The organism is Streptomyces sp. NPDC007983 (assembly GCF_042958345.1).
Classification (GTDB): domain Bacteria; phylum Actinomycetota; class Actinomycetes; order Streptomycetales; family Streptomycetaceae; genus Streptomyces.
Genome location: NZ_JBIBJI010000036.1, coordinates 16,310 through 38,903, shown reverse-complemented (window position 1 = coordinate 38,903; position 22,594 = coordinate 16,310). Strand labels below are relative to the sequence as shown.

The following is a 22,594-nucleotide window of genomic DNA, read 5'->3' as shown; positions in this document are numbered from 1 at the left end:
GGTGTTGCTCCTCATACTCGGGCCGGGCCCCCCGCAGGAGCCTGCGCGACGGCGCTATCTTTTTTCTCTATGTCCGCGCCGACGGAGTCGTCGCCGCGGCGGGCCAGCTTGTTCGGCCACCAGAACCGGCGACCGATGTCGGTGGCGAGCCCGGGTACGAGGACCGTGATCACCATCAGGACCTCCAGCAGGACGCCCAGGCCGACCATGACGCCGATCTCGGCCATCGCCACGAGCGGCAGGACGGCGAGGACGGCGAAGGTGGCGGCGAGCACGGCGCCAGCGCTGACCACCACGCCTCCCGTGGCGGTGAAGGCTCTGCGAATGCCCTCGCGCGCGGTGCCGTGTGCGGCCTCCTCGCGCATCCGGTCGACCAGGAAGATCGTGTAGTCGATGCCGAGGGCCACCAGGAAGACGAACCCGTACAGCACGAGCGAGGTGTCCACGGCCGGGAACCCGAGCCCGTGCTCGAAGAGCAGCCAGCTGGCGCCGAGCGTCGCGAAGTACGAGGCGACGACCGCGCCGACCAGGATCAGAGGCGCGACCAGTGAGCGCAGCAGCAGCAACAGGACGAGCGCGACGACCACGAGTGCGAGCGGGATGACGACCTTGCGGTCGTGGTCCTGGGCGCGTGCCACGTCGAGCGTGGCGGCGGTGGTGCCGCCGACCAGCACGTGAGCGTGGGGCAGTTGGGCCGACACGGCCTTGCGCATGCGGTCGACGGTCTGCTGGGCCTCGGGGCTGTTGGAGGCGTCGGAGAGGACGACGGACAGCGAGGCGAGCTTGCCGTCGGTGGACAGCTTCGGAGGCATCGCCTGAGCCGTGCCCTCGACCTTGAGGACCGCGGCCGCCCGCGCCGCGTCCTCGGCGTCCACGATGACGCGGGCGGGACGGGCGGCCCCGCCGGGGTAGTGCTGGGCGAGCAGTTCCTGGCCCGCCACCGAGCCGGTCCGGTTGCGGTAGACGTGCTTGAAGTCCAGCCCGGTCTTGACGCCCATGCCGCCCATGGCGAGGACGCCGAGCACCAGGAGGGCGGCGACCCAGGAGACGCGGGGGCGTGCGGTGACACCGGAGGCGATGCGTGCCCAGACGGTGGGTTTCGTGGCGACGGGGGCGTTGTGGCGCGGGACGAGCGGCCAGAAGACCCAGCGCCCGAAGATAACCAGCAGCGCGGGCAGCAACGTCAGAGTGGCGAACAGGGCACAGGCGATACCGACGGCGGCGACCGGACCGAGAGACCGGTTCGACTTGAGTTCCGCAACGAGCAGGCAGAGCAGCGCCAGACAGACGGTCGCGGCGGAGGCGAGGACGGTGGTGGACGACCTGCGCAGAGCGGCCCGCATGGCGTCGTGGCGGTCCTCATGGCGGCGCAGTTCCTCGCGGTAGCGGGAGAGCAGCAGCAGCGCGTAGTCGGTGCCCGCGCCGAACACGAGGACGAGGAGGATCGCGGCGCCCTGGCTGTTGACGACCATGCCCGCATGGGCGGCGAGCAGGTAGACGACGGCTTTGGCGAGTTCGGCCGTCACCCCGGCGACGATGAGCGGCAGGATCCACAGGACGGGGCTGCGATAGATGAGCAGGAGCAGCAGGGCGACGACTCCCGCAGCCACGTAGAGCAGGGTCGTTTCGACGCCCCCGAAGGCGTCCGTGGAGTCGAGCTTGTCGCCGGCGGCGCCGGTCAGCCGGGCCTGCAGACCGTCCGGGAGGTGTTCCTCCGCCTGGGTGCGGACCTCCTTGATGAGCTTGGGCTTGGCGTCGCCGTCGAGGACCACCGGGAGGCTGAGGGCCTTGCCGTCCTTGGCGGGGACCGGGGCGGGGACGCTGTGGCCGGTGAGCTCGGCGATGCGGGCCCGGTCGCCATTGACCCTGGCGACGTCGGCGGGCGTGAGCCTGATGTCGCGGGCGTAGACGACGACGCCCGAGAGGTCGTCACCGCCCTGGAAGCGGTGGGCCGATTCGGCGACGGAGGTGGACTGGGCACGCGCGGGGAGCGCCTGGGTGAACTCGTTCTTCTGGGCTCCGGCCAGCTTGCCGGCCAGCGGGACGGCGATGACAGTGACGATCAGCCAGGCGGCGAGGACCAACCACTTGGACCTGCGGCCGCAAGGCGTTGATAACGCGAGCAGGCGCTCGCGACGGGACAGGGGCACCGGGATCTCTTTCGTGGGAGGAGGGAGCAGCCGACCGGAGCCGCGCGCCGGCTGGTCACCGTGTGACCGCCACACGCCCCGGGAGCCGACTAACCCCCTTGCGCACATCAGGACTTGGTTGCGGAGCCGGTTCCGGACCTGTGGGTGGCCGCCCTGGTCCGGCTTTTCTCCGCGATGCTCGTGGTCTATTCGACTTCGCGCATCATTTTCTCCATCGAGGCCAGACGGGCCTTCATGTCACTGATCTCGGACACCAGTTCGCCTTGACGCTCGCTGATCCGCTCCAGGAGTTCGCGATAGCCGTCCTTGCTGGCGGCCGCGCGGGCCTGGTAGATCTTCACCACGGCGTAGGCTGCCACGACGAGCACGACGGCGATCACGGTCCACAGCGTCTTGTTGCCCGAACTCGACCAGGAGCTCGCCACATAACTCGTCGCGTACATGATCTATTTCCCAGCCTTCGCATTGTCTTGGGTCAGTGTCGGAACGGTGGCCGCGATGGTGGCCGGGCCCAGTTCGAACCCGAACGGCGTGACTTCGAAGTACTTCATCGCCTTACCGGAGTCCGACACCTCCATCACTCCGATGATCAGCCCTGCGGCTTCCAGACGCTGCAGATGCATGTGCAGGAGCGTCCTGCTCATGTCCATGTCGCGCGCGAGTTGGCTGACGTAGTTCCGTCCGCCCGCCAGCGCCCCCACGATCCGCAGACGGTGCGGATTCGCAAGCGCCGAGAGAATCCTCAGAAGCTGGTCACCTGTCATTGTCTCGTGACTCATGAACACACCCTCTAGCACGTGTAAGAAGATTCTGACACGTGCTAGAGGCGGCCGTCAACAGCAAGACCCCCTACGGCCTTTGGGCCGTACGGGGTCTTGGGCGGCCGGACGGAAAGCGCTGCTCAGGCCGTCTGCAACCGGCGCACGGAGGGACTCGCCGCCGCCGTCAGGGCCAGCAGACACATCGCCCCGCCAAGGCCCAGCACGGTCGTGCGCGGGCCGAAGTGATCGAGCAGGAAGCCTCCGGCGAGCGAGCCGAACGGCACCGTGCCGTAGGCGACGAGCGTGGCGACACTCAGCACGCGGCCCTGCATCTCCTCAGGTGTCACCTTCATCTGGTACACGGCCGCCGCCACGTTCCACAGCGCCCCCGCGTAACCCATGCCCGCGAAGAGCGCACCGAGCGTCACTGGACCGCGCGCGTAGGCGACTTGAGGCATCAACACGGCCCAGGCCACATTGCAGCCGATGACGACTGCGGACAACGACGCCCGTTTCATCCACCACTTAGCGGTGAGTGCGCCCAGCGTGCCACCGACGCCCGACAGGGTGAAGATCAGGCCGATGGTGAAGCCGACCTCGCCGTCCGAGCCGCCACCGTGCCGAACGATGTACTGCAGGGCCAGGCTCAGCCCGGCGAACAGCATGTTGGTGCCGGCGATAAGCCCGGCGAGGACCCGCACGAACGGCTGCCGCCAGGCCCAGGCGATGCCCGCCCACAGCTCCTTGACGAACCCCCCGGACCTCGTGGCCGCCCGGTCGCCCTGCATCCTCGCCCTGATCAGCAGCAGCATGACCAGTGAAACGGCGTTGGCGGCCAGCGTGCACACGAGCGGCGCCCAGCGCAGCAGCGCGAACAGCAGGCTGCCGACCGGCTGACCGAGCAGGCCAGCCGCCCGCTCGCGGGCCTCGTTCCCGGACAGCGCCGCGGGCAGGTCCGTGGCCCGTACGACATGGCGCACGGCCGCCCGCTCCGAGATCCGGTACAGGATCGTCAGGCTGGACTCGGTGAACGCCACCGCCGCCACCTGCGCCAGCCAGAAGTGACCGAAGGCGAGCGCGGCCACCAGCGAGCCGGTCGCCGCCAGCCGGCCGATGTCGCACGCGATCATCAGCCGACGGCGGTCCAGGCGATCCACCAGGCCTCCGGCGACGAGCTGGAGGACGTACGGCAGGTTGGCACAGAAGCCGACCAGGCCCGCATCGGACGCCGATCCCGAGTACGCGAGGACGAGCATCGGGTAGGCGATGATGCTGATCCGGGAACCGATGAAGGAGAAACCGGCCCCGGCCCACAGCAGTTTGAAGTCGCGGTTGCCACGCAGCGCTGGCGGCTGCGGTCGGCGCGCCGGCTCCTGCGTGGCGGCGGGAGCACTCATCCCTTCATCACGTCCCGGGCCAGCTGGGCGATCCGAGCCACGCCGGGCACGGCGAGGATCTCCTCGTGATCGCCCGGGACCAGGGTCACCTCCAGCCCGTCACCGGCCAGTTCGGTCCAGCGCGACAGGTACTTCTCGTAGGGATGGCCGAGGGAGACCGAGTGGGTTCCGGCCGCGCACTCGGCGGTGACCACCAGGTGGACCGGCGAGACGGTGGGTGTGTAGCGGTACTCACCGGTGACCCGCGTCAGCGCCCGCCAGGTCTCCAGGTGTCCCGCCAGCTCCGCGAGGGACTCGTCGTCGGCCCGGTCGGTGCGCACCCGGGACGCGCCATGAGTCGGCTCCAGATCGGCGAGAGGGTCGATCAGCAGCAGCCGTGGCACGGCCGCGCCGCGCGCACAGAGCTGCCGGGCCATCTCCCAGGCGAGAGTGGCCCCGGAGGACCAGCCCAGCAGGGTGTGCGGACCTTTCGATCGTACGGCGAGCAGCTCCGTTACATAACGTGCCGCCAACTCCGGGACAGAGCCCGTCTCCGTGCATTCGAACAAGATCAGAGGGTGTTCTCCCGCGAGCTCTCGCGCCAGAGGAACGAACCAGTGGGTGGTGCCGCCCTCGGTGTGGGGCACCACCAGGGCGTCGCCCGTGGTGGCGTCCGTCAGCCACACCAGTGAGCGCTTGGCGGGCGCCGCCGGAGTGGCGTCGATGCGGGCGGCGAGCGCGGCCACGGTGGGGCACTCCAGGATGTCCCGGAGCGTCAGGTGGAAACCCCGCTTCTTCGCCATGGCGACGATGCGCAGCATCAGCAGGGAGTGGCCGCCCAGTTCGAGGAAGTCGTGCTCCACGCCGACCTCGGGAAGGCCCAGGGCGTGGGCCCAGATCTCGGCCAGGGCCCGCTCGGTGTCCGTGCGGGCGGCGACGCTGTGGTCGGCGGGACGCATCGCCTCGGGTACCACGAGAGCCTTGCGGTCCACCTTGCCGTTCTGGTTGAGGGGCAGCTTCTCCAGTACGACGAACACCGACGGGACCATGTAGGCGGGAAGCCGCCGCGCGCAGTGCGCGGCCAGTTCGGCCGTGGCCGGCAGCTCCGCGTCCGTGGGCACGCAGTAGGCGACGAGGCTGTCCCGGTGGACGCCGACGATCACGTCGCGAATGCCCTCGTGGGCGGCGAGCACGGACTGGATCTCGCCCGGTTCGATGCGGTACCCGCGGATCTTGACCTGGTCGTCGGCCCGCCCCAGGAAGTCGACGTTGCCGTCGGGCAGCACCCGGGCGACGTCTCCGGTCCGGTAGAGCCGGGAACCCGGTTGGCCGAACGGGTCGGGCACGAAGGACGCCGCCGTACGGGCCGGAAGTCCGGCATAGCCGCGGGCGAGCCCGTCGCCGCCGATGTAGACCTCGCCGTTGACCCCGACGGGCAGCGGCCGCATGAACTGGTCGAGGACGTACATCGTGGTGTTGGGGACCGGCAGCCCGACCGGAACCACCTCGCCCGCCCGCGGCCCGTCGATGTCGTACGTGCTGTTGGCGACCGATATCTCCGTCGGCCCGTACTCGTTGAGCAGCAGCGGGCCTCGGCCCTCGCCGACCAGGTCGTACCAGCGGTCGGCGATCCGACCTGGGAAGGAGTCGGCGCCGACCGCGAGGAGCGCGGCGATCGACCGTGCCTGCTCGGCGCTCAGCTGGTGGGTAATCAGGTCGAGATGACCGGGCGTCATCTTGATGAAGGAGAACGGGCCCGCCTGCGTCAGCAGCCGTCCCAGGTCCTCCATGGGGAAGCCCTCGGGCAGCACGGTGACCGGCTCGCCCTTCATCAGCGGTGCGTAGATGTTCGGCACGACCATGTCGAAGGCGATCGACGAGAACAGGGGCGCGCCGCCACTGCCGTGGGAGCCGTAGCCCTCGACGGCCCACCACAGATAGGTGGCCAGGCCCCGGTGCGGGATCTGCACCCCCTTCGGACGGCCGGTCGACCCCGACGTGTAGATGATGTACGCGAGCGACTCGGGGTCCGCCGGGCCCTCGGCCGGCACCGGCGTGGAGGGGTGTCCGGCCCCAGCGCCGACCAGCGTGCGGCCGGTGAACTCCTCGGTGATCACCGCGTGCTTGCGCTCTGTGATCACGACATCGGCGTGCGAGTCCGCCAGCATGTAGCCGATCCGGTCCGTCGGCAGCGCCGGATCCAGCGGTACGTAGGCGCCGCCGGCCTTCCAGATGCCCAGGAAACCGGCGATCAGCTCCGGGCCGCGGTCGAGTAGCAGGCCGACCGTGGACTCGGACCCGACGCCCAACTCCCGCAGATGGTGCGCGATGCGGTTGGCCCACTCGTCCAGGTCCCGGAAGGAGAGCCGGACCCCGCCGCCGTCGGCGACCACCGCGAGGGCGTCCGGCGTACGGCGGGCCTGCTCCTCGATCACCTCGTGCACGGCGCCCGCCGGGCGCTGGGCGGTACGGCTGTTCCACTCCACCAGCTGCGCGCCCAGCTCGCCGTCGGGCAGGTACGTGGCGCGCGCGTCGCCCTCGGGGTCCGCGGCCATGGCCTCGAGGACCGCGCGGTACATCTGCGCGATCCGCTCGGCGTTCTCACGGCTGAGCGCGCTCGTGCCGGTCGACAGGGTGATGTGCCCGGCCGCGGTGGTGACGGTGAGTGCGGCCTCGTTGGTGGACTCGCCGATGATCTCCGCCATGTCGACGAGGTCGGACTCGAGTTCGTGGAAGTCCAGGTAGTTGAACAGGACGTCGATCAGCTGGGAGCCGCCCAGGGCCCGCTGGATGGCGGGCAGCGGGAGACGGCGGTGCGGCCACAGGTCGATCTCACGGGCGAAGACCTGCTGGACCAGCTCTGCCCAGGTACGGGCCGACCGGTCGAAGACGAACGGCACCGAGTTCAGAAACATGCCGTACACCCCCGCGGCACCCTCGGACTCGGGGCGTGCGTCGCACACCAGGCCGGCGAAGAAGGTGTCCTCGTCCGTGAGCTGGCTCATCGCCTTGAGGTGCGCCGCGTGCAGCACGCTCTTGAACGAGGTGCGCGAGGAGGAGGCCAGCGCGCGCAGCGGGTCCTCCAGGTCCCGGAAGGGGACCTTCACCTGGAGGGGGCTGTTGCCGCGCTCGTCGCCCCAGCCCGCGGGCAGGGTGAGCTTGGCCAGGCCCCCGGCAGTCCGCTGCCAGAACTCCCGGTCCTCGTCGCGGCCCAGCGAGGCAATCTCCGCGGCCACGAAGTCGGCGTAGCGCACGGCAGGACGCTCGTACGGCAGGACCTCGCGACCGTCGCGGAGCCTCTCGTACACCCCGATCAGCTCGGTGAGCAAGGAGTGGTGGCTCCAGCCCTCCAGGATGGCGTGGCAGTGCGTGACGGTCAGCCACCAGTTGTCGTCGCCGCCGATGTGGACGGCCAGCCGCAGCAGCGGCGCCTCGGCCAGATCGAACAGCGACCGGCGCTCGTTCGCCACGAACTCCCTCAGTGCCGTGCTCCGTTCGGACTCGGAGAGGCCGCGCAGATCGTGCACGGCAACGGCCGGGTCCGCGTTGTCGTGGACGAGCTGGAGCGGCACCGAGTACGCGTCGAGCTCGATCGACGTGCGCAGCACGTCGTGCCGGGCGGTGACGATCCGTGCCGCCTCCCGCAGCGCGTCGGCGGTGAACGGCCTGCCGCCCCTGATCCGGAAGGAGCTGACGTTGTGGTAGTTGCGCTCCTCGCCGTCGCCCGAGAGCATCTCGATGAGCATGCCGAGCTGGATCTGGGAGAGCGGATAGGCGTCAGCGAGCCCGGCCGGCAGCAGGGAACGGTCCTCGCGCGTGAGGAGCGCGAACGGCTCGGTGAACCTCTCGGGCTGAGGTATGCCGGTCCGTTCCTCCAGGAACGCCGCGAGCCCGGCCACCGTGCGGTTCGCGAACACGTCGCGCACGGCGACGTCGAAGCCGTCCCGGCGCAACGCGCCTACCAGCGAGACGGCCTTGATCGAGTCACCGCCGAGGTCGAAGAAGCCGTCCTCGACGCCGACCCGCTCCAGACCGAGCACCGTCTGCCACACGGCCGCGATGCGCTCCTCGGTCGCCGAGCGCGCCGTGACGTACTCCTGATCCGGCGCGCCCCACGAGGGATCGGGCAGCTGGTTCCGGTCGACCTTGCCGTTGGCGGTCAGCGGGATGCGATCCAGCGTGACGGTCGCCGTCGGCAGCATGTAAGAGGGCAGCCGCTCGGCGAGGTACTCGCGCAGCTCGGCCGGGGCAGGCGGCTGTCCGCCACCGGTCACGACGTAGCCGATCAGCTCCTTGCCGTTGTCCGCAGAGCGGGCGACGACGACGGCCTGCTCGACGCGCGGATGCGCGGTCAGCGCCGACTCGATCTCACCGGGCTCGATGCGGTAGCCGCGCACCTTGACCTGGTCGTCGGTGCGGCCCAGGAAGTCGACGCCGCCGTCGGGCAGCACCCGGGCGAGGTCGCCGGTGCGGTAGAGCCGGAAGCCCTCGGGGCCGTACGGGTCAGGTACGAACCGGTCGGCGGTGAGGTCCGGTCGGCCCAGGTAGCCGCGGGCCAGCCCGTCGCCGCCGATGTACAGCTCGCCGGTGACCCCGGCCGGCACCGGCTGCATGAACGGGTCCAGGACATGGAGCGTGGTGTTCGGGATCGGCCGGCCGATGGGCAGTTGCTCACCGCTCTCGCCGCCGTCGACGACGTGCACCGCGTTGCCGACGGTCGCCTCGGTGGGCCCGTACTCGTTGACGAGCGTCACCGGGCGGCCGCCGCGGCTCAGCCGCCGCCAGCGTGTCGCGAGGCCGGTGGAGAAGGCCTCGCCACCGACGATCGTCACCCCGGCGATCTCGGCGGCCTGGCGCGGGCCGAGCTGCTGGGAGAGGACGTCCAGGAGCGCGGGCGCCGCCTTCACGAAGCTGAACGGGCCGTTCTCCAGGAGCAGCAGGCCCAGGTCCTCGACGGGGAAGTCCGCCGGGAAGACCGTGACGGGCTGCCCCGTCATCAGCGGCACCCACAGGACGGGCACGACCATGTCGAAGGCCGCAGAGGACAGCAGCGGAGCGCCACCGGTGCCCTGCCCGGCGTACTGCTCGACCGCCCACCACAGGTAGTTGGCCAGGCCGGCCTGGCTGACCTGGACGCCCTTGGGACGGCCCGTGGAGCCGGAGGTGTAGATGACGTACGCGATCAGGTCCGGGTCCAGGACTCGCTCCGGTGCGGTGGCCGGGCGGGCCGCGATCGTCGCCGCGTCCCGGTCGAGCAGTACGGTGTGCCCCTCGTGCCCGGGCGCCTCGCTCTCCGCGATCACGGCCAGGGCGCGGGAGTCGGCCAGCATGTAGCCGATCCGCTCCGCGGGCAGCGCCGGGTCCAGCGGTACGTACGCGGCACCGGCCTTCCACACCGCGAGGAACGCCACCAGCAGCGCGGGACCGCGCTCCAGCAGCACGCCGACGGCGACGTCCGGGCCCACGCCCAGATCCCTCAGGTGGTGCGCGAGCCGGTTGGCCCGCTCGTCCAGCTCCCGGTAGGTGAGGCGCGTCCCGCTGTCGGGCGCGATGACCGCGACCGCGTCCGGAGTCGTGCGGACCTGTTCCTCGATCGCCTCGACGACGGCGGTCGCCGGGTGGGCCACCACGTCCCCGTGTGCGTGCGCCGACAGCATCTCGTGCTCGGCGGCCGGCAGGTGTGCGGCGGTGGCGTCGCCCTCCGGGTCGGCGGCCATGGCCTCCAGAACCGCGCGGTACATCCGTGCGATCCGCTCGGCGTTCACGCGGCTCAGCGCGCGCGTGGTGGTCGCGAGCGTGAAGCTGCCGCCGGCCGTGGTGACCGCGAGCTCGAACTCCGTTCCGCCCTCCGCGATGGCCTCGGCGGTGTCCACCAGGTCCGTCTCGAACGCCTCGAAGTTCAGATACGTGAAGTGGACGTCCACCAGGTGATCGGCGCCGAGGGACCGCTGGATGGCGGGCAGCGGGTGGCAGCGGTGCGGCCACAGGTCGATCTCACGGGCGAAGACCTGCCGCGCGAGGTCACTCCAGGTGCGGGAGGTGCGGTCGAACGCGAACGGCACCGTGTTGAGGTACATGCCGTAGACGCGGTCGGCTCCCAGCGCCTCCGGCCGCGCGTCACACGCCAAACCGGTGAAGAAGCACTCCTCCTCGCTGAGTTGGCTCATCACCTTCAGGTGCGCGGCGTGCAGCACGCTCTTGAAGGACGTACGCGAGTGGGCGGCCAGCGTCCGCAGGCCATCCTCGAGGTCACGGTAGGGCACCTCGACGCGGAAGGGCGTGGCCCGCTCCGTGGGATCGCCCCAGCCCGGGGGCAGGGTGAGCTTCGGCCGCCCCGCCGTGACGTTCTTCCAGTACAGCCGGTCCTCGTCGCCCGCGAGCGACTTCTGCTCGGCGGCGACGAAGTCGGCGTAGCGTACGCCGGGACGCTCGTACGGCAGGGGCTCCTGGCCGTCGCGCAGTCCGGCGTACGTGCCGAGCAGCTCGGTGAACAGCCCGTGGTGGCTCCAGCCGTCCAGGATGGCGTGGCACTCGGCGACCGTCAGCCACCAGCTCTCGTCGTCCGCGACGTGAACGGTCAGCCGCAGCAGCGGGGCGGCGCCGATGTCAATCGGCGTCTCACGCTCACGTGCCACGGATTCCGCGACCGCCGCCCGCACGTCGGCCTCCGCCCGGTCCCGCAGGTCGTGGACCACGAGGGGGATCTCGGCGCTGTGGTGGACCAGTTGGACCGGCACGGAGCAGGTCGTCAGGTCCAGCGAGGTGCGCACGATCTCGTGGCGCTCGGCCATGCTGCGTGCGGCCGCGCGCAGCGCGTCCGCCGAGAACGGCACGCCGTCGCGGATCCGGACGGCCTCCACGTTCTGGTAGAGCCGATCGTCATGGCCCGTGAGCATCTCGATGACCATGCCGAGCTGGATCTGGGAGAGCGGGTAGGCGTCGGCGACGCCTACCGGGAGCAGCGCCCTGTCCTCCTCCGTCAGCAGCGAGAACGGCACGGCGGGCGCGATCTGCTCGGGCTGCGCGTGACGGCCCGTGAGATGGGCGCTCAGCCCGGCGACCGTGCCGTGCGCGAACACGTCGCGCACGGTCACGGGGAATCCGGCCGCGCGCAGTGAGCCGACCAGGCCGATCGCCTTGATCGAGTCGCCGCCGAGGACGAAGAATCCGTCCTCGACGCCGACCCGCTCCACGTCAAGGCTCTGCGCCCAGATCGCGGCGATCCGCTGCTCCTCGGCCGAACGCGGTGCGACATAGCCGGCCTCGGCGGGGCGAGCGGTCGGCGCGGGCAGAGCTGGCCGGTTCACCTTGCCCGCGGTGTTCAGCGGCAGCGCCTCCAGCTCCACGAATACTGCGGGGACCATATACGCGGGCAGGGACAGGGCGAGGCGCTGCGCGAGACCTTCGGCCGTGCCGACGACGTAGGCGACGAGGGTCCGGTCGCCGTCACCGTCACCGTACACGATCACGGCGGCGTCCCGTACCTGCTCCTGGGCGGCCAACTGCGCCTCGATCTCACCGAGTTCGATACGGTGGCCGCGCACCTTGACTTGGTGGTCGGTGCGGCCCAGGAACTCCAGGTCGCCGTCCGGGCGGACCCGCACGAGGTCGCCGGTGCGGTAGACCCGCTCACCTGTGTCCGCGCACGGGACGAAGCGCTCGGCGGTCAGGCCGGGGCGTCCCAGGTAGCCGCGGGCCACACCGGCGCCGCCGATGGCCAGTTCTCCGACGACCCCGACCGGTACGCGCCAGCCCCGGGCGTCGAGCACCTGCACGCTGGTGTTGGCGATGGGGCGGCCGATCACGACCTCGGTGACGTCCTGCGGGACCTCCCAGGCCAGCGACCAGATCGTCGTCTCGGTCGGTCCGTACACGTTGACCAGCCGCCGCACCGAGGAACGCAGTTCCCGGGCGAGCGGCGCCGGCAGTGCTTCGCCGCCGGCCAGCGCGGTCACCGCGGGCTCGTCGAACCCGGCCGCGAGGAGCATCTTCCACCCCGACGGGGTGGCCTGCACATGGCTGACCTGCTCGTCGCGGATCAGTGCCAGCAGCGCCTCGCCGTCCTTGGCCTGCCCGTCCGAGGCGAGCACCACCCGCGCGCCAGTGGTCAGCGGCAGGAACAGCTCCAGGCCCGAAATGTCGAAGGACAGCGACGTCGACGCCAGCCACGTCTCCGCGCCGACGAGCGCGTCCATCGCTGCCAGCAGGTTGGTCAGCGCCGCGTGGGTGACGGCCACGCCCTTGGGGCGGCCCGTCGATCCCGAGGTGTAGATGACGTACGCCGGTCGTCCGATGTCGCCCGGCTCGGGCGTGAGTCCTTCCCCGGTGAGCACGTCCGCGAGCAGCACGCGGTCGCCCACCCGGCCCGCATGCGCGGGCTCGGTGACGACGGTGAGCGCCCCCGCGTCGGCGAGCATGTAGCGGATCCGCTCGTCCGGAAGTGCCGGGTCGAGCGGCAGGTAGGCGGCGCCCGCCTTCCAGACACCGAGGAGTACTGGGAGGAGGTCCGGGGTGCGGTTGAGCAGCACGCCGACGACGGACTTGGGGCCCGCGCCGAGCGAACGCAGGTGTTCGGCGACCCGGTCCGAGTTCTCGTCCAGCTCCCTGTACGTCAGTGAGGCCCCCTCGCCGGAGACGGCTGTTGCCTCGGGGCGCAGCCGCGCCTGGATGCACACCAACTCATGGGCACAGCAGTCAATCTGCTCGGCCGTCACGGTGTCGTTGAGCCCGTCCAGCAGCACCCGATCGGTATCGAGCAGGGGCACCTGGGAGGCGTCGCCGTCGGGGTCGGCGAGCATCAGCTCCAGAACGGTGCGGTACAGGCGAGCGAGCCGGTCCGCGTTCTCCTTGCTGATCACATGGGTGTTGACGGTGACCGAGAAGTGCTTCGCCTGGGTGGTGACGCGCAGCGAGAACTCGTTGGGGCTGATGTCGATCGTCTTGATGTAGTCGACCAGTTCGGTGTCGACGACATGGAAGTCGATGAAGTTGAAGTAGACGTCGATGAGGCGCTCACCGCCCGCGGCCCGCTGGATGGCGGGGATCGGGTACCGGCGGTGCGGCCAGATCTCGATCTCCTGCGCGAACACCTGCTGCACCAGTTCGGTCCAGGTCCTAGCCGACCGGTCGTAGGGGAACGGTACGGTGTTGAGGTACATGCCGTGGACGCGGTCGGCGCCTTCGGACTCGGGGCGGGTGTCGGCGACGAGGCCCGAGAAGAAGCTCTCCTCCTCGGTGATCATGCTCATCACCTTGAGGTGCACCGAGTGCAGCACACTCTTGAGGGAGACCCTGGCCTGTGCCGCGAACGCCTTGACCTCGTCGAGGACGTCGTGGAACGGCACACCGGTGCGATAGGTCTCGCGCGGCGCGTCGAGGTCGCCGTGCCAGCCCGTCGGGAGCCGCAGCGGCGGATGCCCGGAGACGATGCTCCGCCAGTACTCCTTGTCCTCCTGGGAGGCCAGCGCCTTCTGCTCCGCGGCGATGAAGTCGGCGTACCGTACGGCGGGTTGTTCCACCGGCTCGGGCTCCTCGCCCGTGCGGATCGTGCGGAAGAGGCGGAGCACCTCCATCAGCAGCTGGTGGTAGCTCCAGCCCTCCAGGACCGGGTGGCACTCGGTGATCGATAACCACCAGGTGTGGTCGTCGGTCAGGTGTGCGGTCAGACGCAGCAGCGACGGCTTGGCGAGGTCGAACATCCGCTCGCGCTCCTCGGCCATCCACTGTCGGATCGCCGGGTCCTGCTCCTGCTCGGGCAGCTGCCGCAGGTCGTACACGGCGCAGGGGACCTGGGCATGGGCATGCACCAGCTGGATCGGCTGGGAGTACGCGGACAGTTCGAAGGACGTGCGCAGGTTCTCGTGGCGCTCGGCGACGATCTGCGCTGCCCGGTGGAAGGCGTCCGCCGAGAACGCGGCGTCGTCGGTGATCTTCATGGTGGTGACGTTGTGGTAGTTGCGCTCACCGTTGTCGGCGAGCATCTCGACCACCATGCCGAGCTGGACCCCGGACATCGGGTAGGCGTCGATGACGCCCTGCGGCAGTCGCGCCCGGTCGCGCTCGGAGATCAGCGCGAACGGCTCCACGGGGGGTTCCTGACCGACGAGGGCGGGCTGGCCCGACAGATGGGCGCACAGCTCGGCGACGGTCCGGTATTCGAAGATGTCCCGGACCGCAACGTCGAACCCGGCCGCGCGCAGAGCGCCCGTCAGGGCCACCGCGCGCACCGAGTCGCCGCCGAGGTCGAAGAAGCCGTCCTCGACACCGAGCCGCTCGAGGCCCATGACCTCGCGCCAGACCGCCGCGACCCGCTCCTCGTCGGGCGTGCGGGGGGCGATGAAGCGGGCCCCGCCGGCGAGAGCCTCGCCGCCCGGGGCGGGCAGCGCCCGCTTGTCGAGCTTGCCGTTGACGGTCAGCGGCAGCCGTTCCAGGGCGACGAATGCCGCCGGGACCATGTACGGCGGCAGGGTACGGCCCAGCAGCTCCCGCAGGAGTGCCGGTTCGGCGGCGTGGCCGTCGGCCGGGATGACATAGGCGACGAGACGCTTGTCACCCGGGCTGTCCTCGCGGACCACGACGACGCCGTCCTGAACGCCCTCGCAGGCCACCAACTGGCTCTCGATCTCACCGAGCTCGACGCGGTAGCCACGGATCTTGACCTGATGGTCGATGCGCCCGACGAACTCGAGGCTGCCGTCGGCCAGGCGGCGCGCGACGTCGCCCGAACGGTACATGCGCGAGCCGGCCGGGCCGAACGGGTCCGGCACGAAGCGCTGGGCGGTCAGGTCCGGACGGCCGAGGTAGCCTCGCGCCACACCGGGGCCCGCGACGTGGATCTCACCGGGCACTCCGGTGGGAGCCAGGTTGCCGTCCTCGTCCAGCAGATAGATCCGCAGGTCGGCGAGCGGTTCACCGATCGGGTTGCCCGACTGCGGGTCGAGGTCGCCCGCGGCGAGGCGGTAGAAGGTCGAGTGAACCGTCGTCTCGGTGATGCCGTACATGTTGAACAGCGCCGGCGCCTCGAGCCCCAACTTTCCGACCCAGGGCTCGAGTTCGCGAACCTCCAGTTTCTCGCCCGCGAACACGACAGCACGCAGCGCCAGATCGTCCAGCCGCGGGTCGTTCTCGGCCGCGGCGGACACCAGCGAACGGAACGCGGTCGGTGTCTGGTTGAGGACCGTGACCCGGTGTTCGACGAGCAGGTCGAGGAAGTCCTCGGGGGAACGGGCCGTGTCGAAGGGAACGACGACGAGCTTGCCCCCGTACAGCAGCGCGCCCCACAGCTCCCACACGGACACGTCGAAGGCGTACGAGTGGAAAAGCGGCCACACATCGGTGTCGCGGAAGCCGTAGTGCCGCTCGGCCGAGGCGAGCAACCGGGCCACGTTGGCGTGGCTGAGCATGACGCCCTTGGGGCGGCCGGTGGAGCCGGACGTGTAGATGGAGTAGATCAGGTTGTCGGGCGTCGCCAGGGGCTCGGGGCGGGTCTCGGGCAGGGCCGACAGGTCCTCCCGGTCCAGGACGACGACCGCGCCCTCGTGGGCCACGGCGATCTTTTCCTCGTGGACACCCTCGATGAGAACGATGCGCGCCGAGGCGTCCGAGAGGATGAAGGCGAGCCGATCGGCGGGAGCCGCCGGGTCGAGGGGCAGGTAGCCGGCGCCGGACTTGAGGACACCGAGGAGAGCGGGCACCAGGTGCTCGCCGCGCTCCATGCAGACGCCGACCAGGGTCTCCGGACCCGCGCCCAGGGCACGCAGCCGGTGGGCGATGCGATTGGCGCGAGCGTCGAGCTGCGCGTACGTCAGCTCGGCGCCGCCTGCGACGACAGCGACGGCGTCCGGGGTCCGCGCGGCCTGCGCCTCGAACAACTCGTGCACGGTGCGGTCGACGCCGTGGTCGAAGACGTCACCCCTGACGACCCCGCCCGCCGGGGTGAGGGCAGCGACCTCGGCCGCGTCGAGGACCTCCAGGGCCGACAGGGGCGCGTCCGGGATGTCGGCCACCGAGCGCAGCAGACGGCCGAAGTGACGGCCGAACCGCTCGATGGTCGGGGCGCCGAACAAGGCGGTGGGGAAGAGGAACTCACCGTCGAGCGAGCCGTCGGGGCGCTCCGTCATCAGCAGCGTCAGCTCGAACCGGGACGACTTGACACCGATCGGGAACTCGCTCATCGTCAGCCCGGGCAGCGTGGCCTCGAAGGAACCGCTGCTGCGCAGCCCCAGCATGACCTGGAACAGCGGGCTGCGCGACAGATCGCGCTCCGGCGCCAGCTCCCTGACCAGGTGCTCGAACGGCACCTCCTGGTGGACCAGGGCATCGGACACCGTCTCGCTCACCGAGCGGAGCAACTCGCGGAAGTCCGGGTCGCCCTCCCATGTGCTGCGCAGCACCAGTGTGTTCACGAAGAAGCCGACCAGGTTCGCGACCTCGGGCCGGCCACGGCCCGCGACAGGCGAGCCGACGCTGATGTCGCGCTCCCCGGTGTAACGGTGCAGGAGCACGTTGAAGGCGGCGAGCAGCACCGTGTAGAGCGTGGCGTCCTGCTCGCGCCCTATCTCGCGGAGCTTCCCCGCGAGGCGGGCGTCGACCCGGAACGGCACCATCTCGCCGTTCCAGTCCCGGCGCGCCGGCCGCGGCCTGTCGGTGGGCAGCTCCAGTGGGGCGGCCCCGGCGAGTTTCCGCTTCCAGTGCGCCAGCGCCTTCTGGTAGCTGTCGCGCTCGGTGAGGGTGCCGCGCTCCCAGGCCGCGTAGTCCGCGTACTGGACGGCCAACGGCGGCAGCGGGGAGGAGCGGTGCTCGACGCGCGCCTGATAGAGGCTGCGCAGCTCGCGCAGCAGCACGTCGATGGACCAGCCGTCGAGCGCGATGTGGTGGCAGGCCACGACCAGGACGTGATCGTCGGCCGAGAGCCGCACGAGCCTGAGCCGGACCGGCCACTGCTCGGCCAGGGTGAAGGGCCGCAGGGTCTCCTGGACGGCGAACTCGTGGGCACGGGCCTCGCGTTCCACCTCGGGCACGTCGGTGAAGTCGACGAGCGCGTAGTCGCCCGGGCCGGAGGGGTCGATGATCTGCACGGGCTCACCGCCGACGGTCCCGTACCGCGTGCGCAGCACCTCGTGCCGTTCCAGGACCTCCGCCCAGGCGGCCCGCCACGCCTCCTCGTCCAGCACACCCCGCAGGCGGAGCGCGAGCGGCACGAGGTACTCGGTGGTGTCGGGGTCGAGCCGGTCGAGCAGCCACAGCCTGCGCTGCCCGTACGAGAGGGAGAGCGGCTTGTCGCGGTCGGCGCGCGGTATCCCGTTGCGCCGGGAGCGGCCGCCGCCCGCCAGGCGCTGCTGGAGCAGCCGCTCCCGCAAGGCGGCGGCGTCGGTTCCGGCAACGGGGTTCATCTCGCCGGTGGTCATGACTCGTACCTCTCCATCTGCTGTGCGTCCCCCGCCAGTTCGGCGTCGGACAGTGCGGCGATCTCGGCTCTGATCTGTTCCTCGACGGCCGCGCCCTGTTCGGCGACGGTCGGACCCTGGAAGACCGCGCGGACGGGAAGGTCCACGTCGAACTCGTCCTGGATGCGGGAGATGAGCCGGACCGCCAGGAGCGAATTGCCGCCCACCTGGAAGAAGTTGGCGTGAATACCGGCGTCGACGCCCAGCAGGGCCGTCCAGATCTCGTTGATCCGGGTCTCCACCGGGTTGCGCGGGGCCCGGTGGCCCTGCTCCGTGACGACGGAAGCCAGGTCGGGGGCGGGCAGCGCGCCCCGGTCGACCTTTCCGTTGCGGTTGAGCGGCACCGCGGCGATGGCCATGTAGACCAGCGGCACCATGTACTCCGGCAGCCGCTCGCCGCAGTGCGCGGACAGGGCGGACCCGGCCGGCAGCTCACCGTCGGCCGACACGCAGTAGGCCACCAGGCGCTTGTCGCCGGATGCCGTCCCGTCGGCGACGACGACGGCTTCCCGCACGCCCGGGTGGGTGGCCAGGACGGCGGCGATCTCGCCGGTCTCCATGCGGTAGCCGCGGATCTTGATCTGTCCGTCGACGCGCCCCACGAAGTCGATCGCGCCGCTGGGCAGGATGCGTGCCAGGTCGCCCGTACGGTAGAGCCGGGACCCCGGCTCGCCGTAGGGATCCGGCACGAACTTCTCGGCGGTCAGGGCCGGCTGGGCCACATAGCCGTGAGCGAGCCCGGCACCGGCGACGTACAGCTCACCGATCACCCCGATGGGCAGCCGGCGCAGTTCCGCGTCCAGCACGTACGTGGTGACGCCCGGCAGCGGGCCGCCGATCGGGACGATCTCACCCCGCTGCCCGCCGGTGACCGGGTAGATGGTGGACCCGACAGACGCCTCGGTGGGCCCGTACTCGTTGATGAGCCGGCCGTCGCCCAGCACACCGCGCCAGTGCTCCGCCAGCCGGACCGGCAGCTCTTCGCCCGCCACGACCAGGACGCCGGCCAGGGAGGCGGCCTGCTCAGTGCTCAGCTGATGGGTGAGCAGCTCCAGGTGGCCGGGCGTGAGCTTGATGAAGCTAAAGGGGCCGCTCTCCGCGAGGGCCCGGCCCAGGTCGGCGACGGGCAGGTCACGCGGCAGCATGTGCACCGGCTGTCCGCACAGCAACGGTGCGTACAGGTTCGGTACGACGAGGTCGAAGGCGGTCGAGGAGAAGACGGGCGCGCCCGTCGATCCGTGCACAGCCAGGTCGCGGACGGCCCAGCGCAGATGACCCGCGAGGCCCCGGTGCGGCACCTGCACGCCCTTGGGACGGCCGGTGGAACCGGACGTGTAGATCACATAGGCGGTGGCCTCGGGGTCGGATCCCACGGCGGGCGCCTCGGCGTCCTCGTCCTCGACCGCGCCGGCCAGCACCAGCGGCCCCTGCCACAGACCGTCCAGTGCCGAGGCGAGCGCGTCCTCCGAGATCACCGCGGCGGCCAGCGAGTCCTGCAGCATGTAGGCGATCCGGTCGGCGGGGAACTCGGGGTCGATGGGCACGTAGGCCGCCCCCGCCTTCCAGGTGCCGAGGGACGCCCCGAGGACATCTGATCCCCGCCCGAGCAGCACGCCCACCGTGTCTCCGGGACCTACACCCTGCCGGGCGAGCCGACCGGCGAAACACGCGGCCCGCTCGTCCAGTTCGCGGTACGTGAGCCGCTGCGGTCCGCAGCGCACGGCGATCGCGTCCGGGGTCGCCGCGGCCTGCTCCTCAAACAGCTCCAGCGTGTGCGAGGCGGGCCAGTCGGCCTCGTTCACGTGCCACTGCGCCAGCTGTGCGTGCTCGGCGTCCGAGAGCAGTTCGAGGTCGGCCAAGCGCCGCTCGGGGTCGGCTCCGGCCTGCGCCAGGATGCGGACGAAATGATCGGCGAGACGCTCCACGGTCGACGCGTCGAACAGCGCGGTCGCATACTCGAAGCCGCCCCGGTAGGAGCCGTCCGCGGCCCGTTTCAGGAAGAGGGTCAGGTCGGTCTTGGCCACCTGCCACGCCTCCCGCATCACCTCGCTGTCGGCGTCCTGGGCGAGGCCGCCCGTGAGTTGCTCGTCGTGCAGGTCGATGGCGACCTGGTACAGCGGGGTGCGTGACAGGTCGCGCTCACGCTCCAGCTCCTGGACGATCCGCTCGAAGGGCACGTCCTGGTGGGCGAACGCGAACAGACTTACCTCACGCACCCGCGCCACCGCATCGGCGAAGGAGTCCTCGGGTCCGCAACCGGGCCGCAGGACCAGGGAGTTGAGGAAGAACCCGACGACCTCCGCGGTCTCCGGCCGCACCCGTCCGGCCACGGGTGTGCCGATCGCGACGTCCCATTGCCCCGAGTGGCGGGCGAGCAGTGCGGCGAACGCCGTCGCCAGCGTCATGAAGGGCGTCGCGCCCCGCTCCTGCCCCGCGGCGAGCACCGCCCGGGCGACGTCGCCGGGCACGGTGAAGGTGACCACGGCGCCGCGGCCGTCCCGCAGGGCCGGGCGCGGCCGGTCGGTGGGCAGCTGCAGCGGCTCGACACCTTCGAGCGCAGTACGCCAGGCGGCCAGACTCGAGGCCAGCAGGTCGTCGCCGAGATGGGTCCGCTGCCAGACGGCGTGGTCCGCGTACTGCAGCACCGGGACGGTGGGTTCCTCGCCCGCGTACAGGGCCCGGAAGTCCCGCTCCAGGGTGACGGCCGACCAGCCGTCACAAGCGATGTGATGTAGCGTCAGCAACACGGTGTCGCCAGCGCCCGCCGATCGGACCAGTAGCGCGCGCCAGACCGGGCCGTCCGTGAGGTCGAAGCCCCGGCCGAGTTCCGCCGCGGCCTCGGCGGCCAGGTCCGTGGTCGCGGCCTCGCGCAGCTCGACGACGGCCTCGCCCACGACCTGTCGCGGATGGTGGCCGATCATCGGGTAGCGGGTGCGCAGGATCTCGTGGCGGGCGGCGAGCGCCCGCAAGGCCTCGCGTACGGCATCGAGATCGGCCCGTTCGCCGAGCCGTATGAACAGCGGAACGGTGAACTCGGTGCTGCCCGGCGTCAGCCGGTCCAGGAACCACAGCCGCTCCTGACCGAACGAAAGCGGCAACGCGTCCCCGCGCTCGGCGGGCACGACCGGCGGCAGCCCTGTCCCGGCCGCCTCCAACAGCCTCGCCTGGGACCGCACGGTGAATGCCCCGTACAGGTCCTGGACGGTGATGTCCGCGGTGCTGCCGGACTCGGTGCGCAGCCGCTCGGCGAGCCGGACGAGGAGCAGCGAGTAGCCGCCGAGCTGAAAGAAGTCGTCCTCGGCGCCGACGCGTTCGAGCCCGAGCAGTTCGGCCCATACGCGCGCCACGGTGCGCTCCGCGTCGGTGCGTGGGGCGACGTGGGCGGCCTCGATCTCGAACACGGGCACCGGCAGCGCCGACCGGTCGACCTTCCCGTTGGCCAGCAGCGGGAAGACGTCGACCGGCACGAAGACGGACGGGACGAACGGTGGAGGCAGGCGGTCGCGCAGATACGCGCGCAGTTCGGCGGGGCCGGGTGTTCCGCGCACGTGGACGGCGAGCCGCGCCGTGCCGTCGGTGCCCCGGACGGTGGAGACGACGGCGCCGGACACCTCGGGGTGCGCGGCCAGCGCGGCCTCGATCTCGCCCGGTTCGATGCGCACGCCGTCGACCTTCACCTGCTGGTCGAGGCGGCCCAAGTACTCCAGTTCACCGTCCTCGCGCCAGCGCACCCGGTCACCGGTGCGGTACAGCCGAGAGCCCGGCTCGCCGTACGGGTCGGGCACGAAGCGCTCGGCCGTCTGTGCCGGGCGGCCCAGGTAGCCGCGGGCGACACCCCGCCCGCCGATGTACAGCTCGCCCGGCACCCCGAGCGGCGTCGGGTCCCCGGACGGGTCCAGGACCAGGAGCCGCACGTTGTCGACGGGCCGGCCGATCGGCACTTGCCCGGCGCCGCGTGCCGGGTCGTGACGCCCGGCGGACGCCTCGACGGTGCACTCGGTGGGGCCGTAGGCATTCCACACTTCCGCCTTAACCCGGTCGAGCAGCTCAGCGTGCAGCGGTTCGCCGCCGCACAGCAACAGCCGCAGTGAGTCGCACGATTCCCAGCCCGGCTCCTCGACGAGCAGGCGCAGCACGGAGGGGACGAGCTGCAGAACGGTCACCCGGTGCTCGGTGGTCGCCCTGACGATGACTTTCGGGTCGCGCTCGGCGCCGGGGGGCGCCATGACGAGCGTCGCGCCGGAGGCGAGCGGCGCGAAGAACTCCCAGACCGCGGCGTCGAAGCTGACCGGGGTGCGCTGCAGAACCCGGTCCCCGGTGCCGAGACCGTGCAGCCGGATCTTCCAGTCGATGTGGTTGGCGATGCTCGCGTGCGTGACGACCACGCCCTTGGGCTCCCCGGTGGAGCCCGAGGTGTAGAGGACGTAGGCGGTGTTGGCGCCGTCCACCTCGACGTCGACGTACGCGCCGCCGAGAGGTCCGTCGACCAGGACCGGACCGGCACCGGTGCCCTCCAGCGTCCTGGTGCCCGCCTCGTGGGTGACCACGAGGGAGGCTCCGGTGTCGGACAGCAGCCGGCGGATCCGCTCCTCGGGGTGGGTGGTGTCCAACGGGACGTAGGCGGCTCCCGCCTTCCAGATCCCGAGGAGCGCTACCACCAGGTCGAGTCCCCGGGGCAGAAGGACGCCCACGAGCCGCTCCGGGCCGATGCCCTTGGCGCGCAGGTGGCCGGCCAACCGGCCGGCACGTTCTTCCAGTTCTGTGTACGTCAGCTGCCGCTGACCGTCGATCACGGCGACGGCGTGCGGCGACCGGGCCGCACACAGCGCAACACGGTGGTGGAGAAGGGAACTCAACGCTGC

At 71.0% G+C, this 22,594-nt stretch carries 6 protein-coding genes; all 6 read right to left on the bottom strand.

Annotated features, from left to right (window positions below; genetic code table 11):
• Positions 1 to 11 precede the first annotated feature (11 nt).
• The 6 genes from ACFZCY_RS43625 to ACFZCY_RS43600 all read right to left on the bottom strand — a co-directional run bounded on the left by ACFZCY_RS43625 (position 12) and on the right by ACFZCY_RS43600 (position 22,588).
• Positions 12 to 2,150, bottom strand: coding sequence for an MMPL family transporter (locus tag ACFZCY_RS43625; protein WP_391187068.1), 2,139 nt, complete (start codon positions 2,148 to 2,150; stop codon positions 12 to 14).
• Positions 2,151 to 2,335: 185 nt separating this feature from the next.
• A complete protein-coding gene (locus tag ACFZCY_RS43620; RefSeq protein ID WP_391187066.1) occupies positions 2,336 to 2,593 on the bottom strand; it encodes a hypothetical protein in 258 nt (85 codons plus the stop codon).
• A gap of 3 nt (positions 2,594 to 2,596) precedes the next feature.
• The gene (locus tag ACFZCY_RS43615; RefSeq protein WP_391187064.1) at positions 2,597 to 2,929 is read right to left on the bottom strand and encodes an ArsR family transcriptional regulator; all 333 of its coding nucleotides are present in this window, start codon (positions 2,927 to 2,929) and stop codon (positions 2,597 to 2,599) included.
• A 122-nt stretch (positions 2,930 to 3,051) separates the two neighbouring features.
• Entirely contained in the window at positions 3,052 to 4,308 is a 1,257-nt protein-coding gene (locus ACFZCY_RS43610; RefSeq protein ID WP_391187062.1) for an MFS transporter, read from the bottom strand.
• The gene (locus ACFZCY_RS43605; protein WP_391187060.1) at positions 4,305 to 17,693 is read right to left on the bottom strand and encodes an amino acid adenylation domain-containing protein; all 13,389 of its coding nucleotides are present in this window, start codon (positions 17,691 to 17,693) and stop codon (positions 4,305 to 4,307) included. The genes ACFZCY_RS43610 and ACFZCY_RS43605 overlap by 4 nt, the downstream gene beginning before the upstream one ends.
• A complete protein-coding gene (locus tag ACFZCY_RS43600; RefSeq protein ID WP_391187058.1) occupies positions 17,690 to 22,588 on the bottom strand; it encodes an amino acid adenylation domain-containing protein in 4,899 nt (1,632 codons plus the stop codon). The genes ACFZCY_RS43605 and ACFZCY_RS43600 overlap by 4 nt, the downstream gene beginning before the upstream one ends.
• Positions 22,589 to 22,594: the final 6 nt, after the last annotated feature.

What these genes read in the sequence shown, in the direction of transcription:
- ACFZCY_RS43620 (WP_391187066.1), bottom strand. Translation starts at nt 2,593, where the DNA reads ATGTACGCGACGAGTTATGTGGCGAGCTCCTGGTCGAGTTCGGGCAAC.
- ACFZCY_RS43615 (WP_391187064.1), bottom strand. Translation starts at nt 2,929, where the DNA reads ATGAGTCACGAGACAATGACAGGTGACCAGCTTCTGAGGATTCTCTCG.
- ACFZCY_RS43610 (WP_391187062.1), bottom strand. Translation starts at nt 4,308, where the DNA reads ATGAGTGCTCCCGCCGCCACGCAGGAGCCGGCGCGCCGACCGCAGCCG.
- ACFZCY_RS43605 (WP_391187060.1), bottom strand. Translation starts at nt 17,693, where the DNA reads ATGACCACCGGCGAGATGAACCCCGTTGCCGGAACCGACGCCGCCGCC.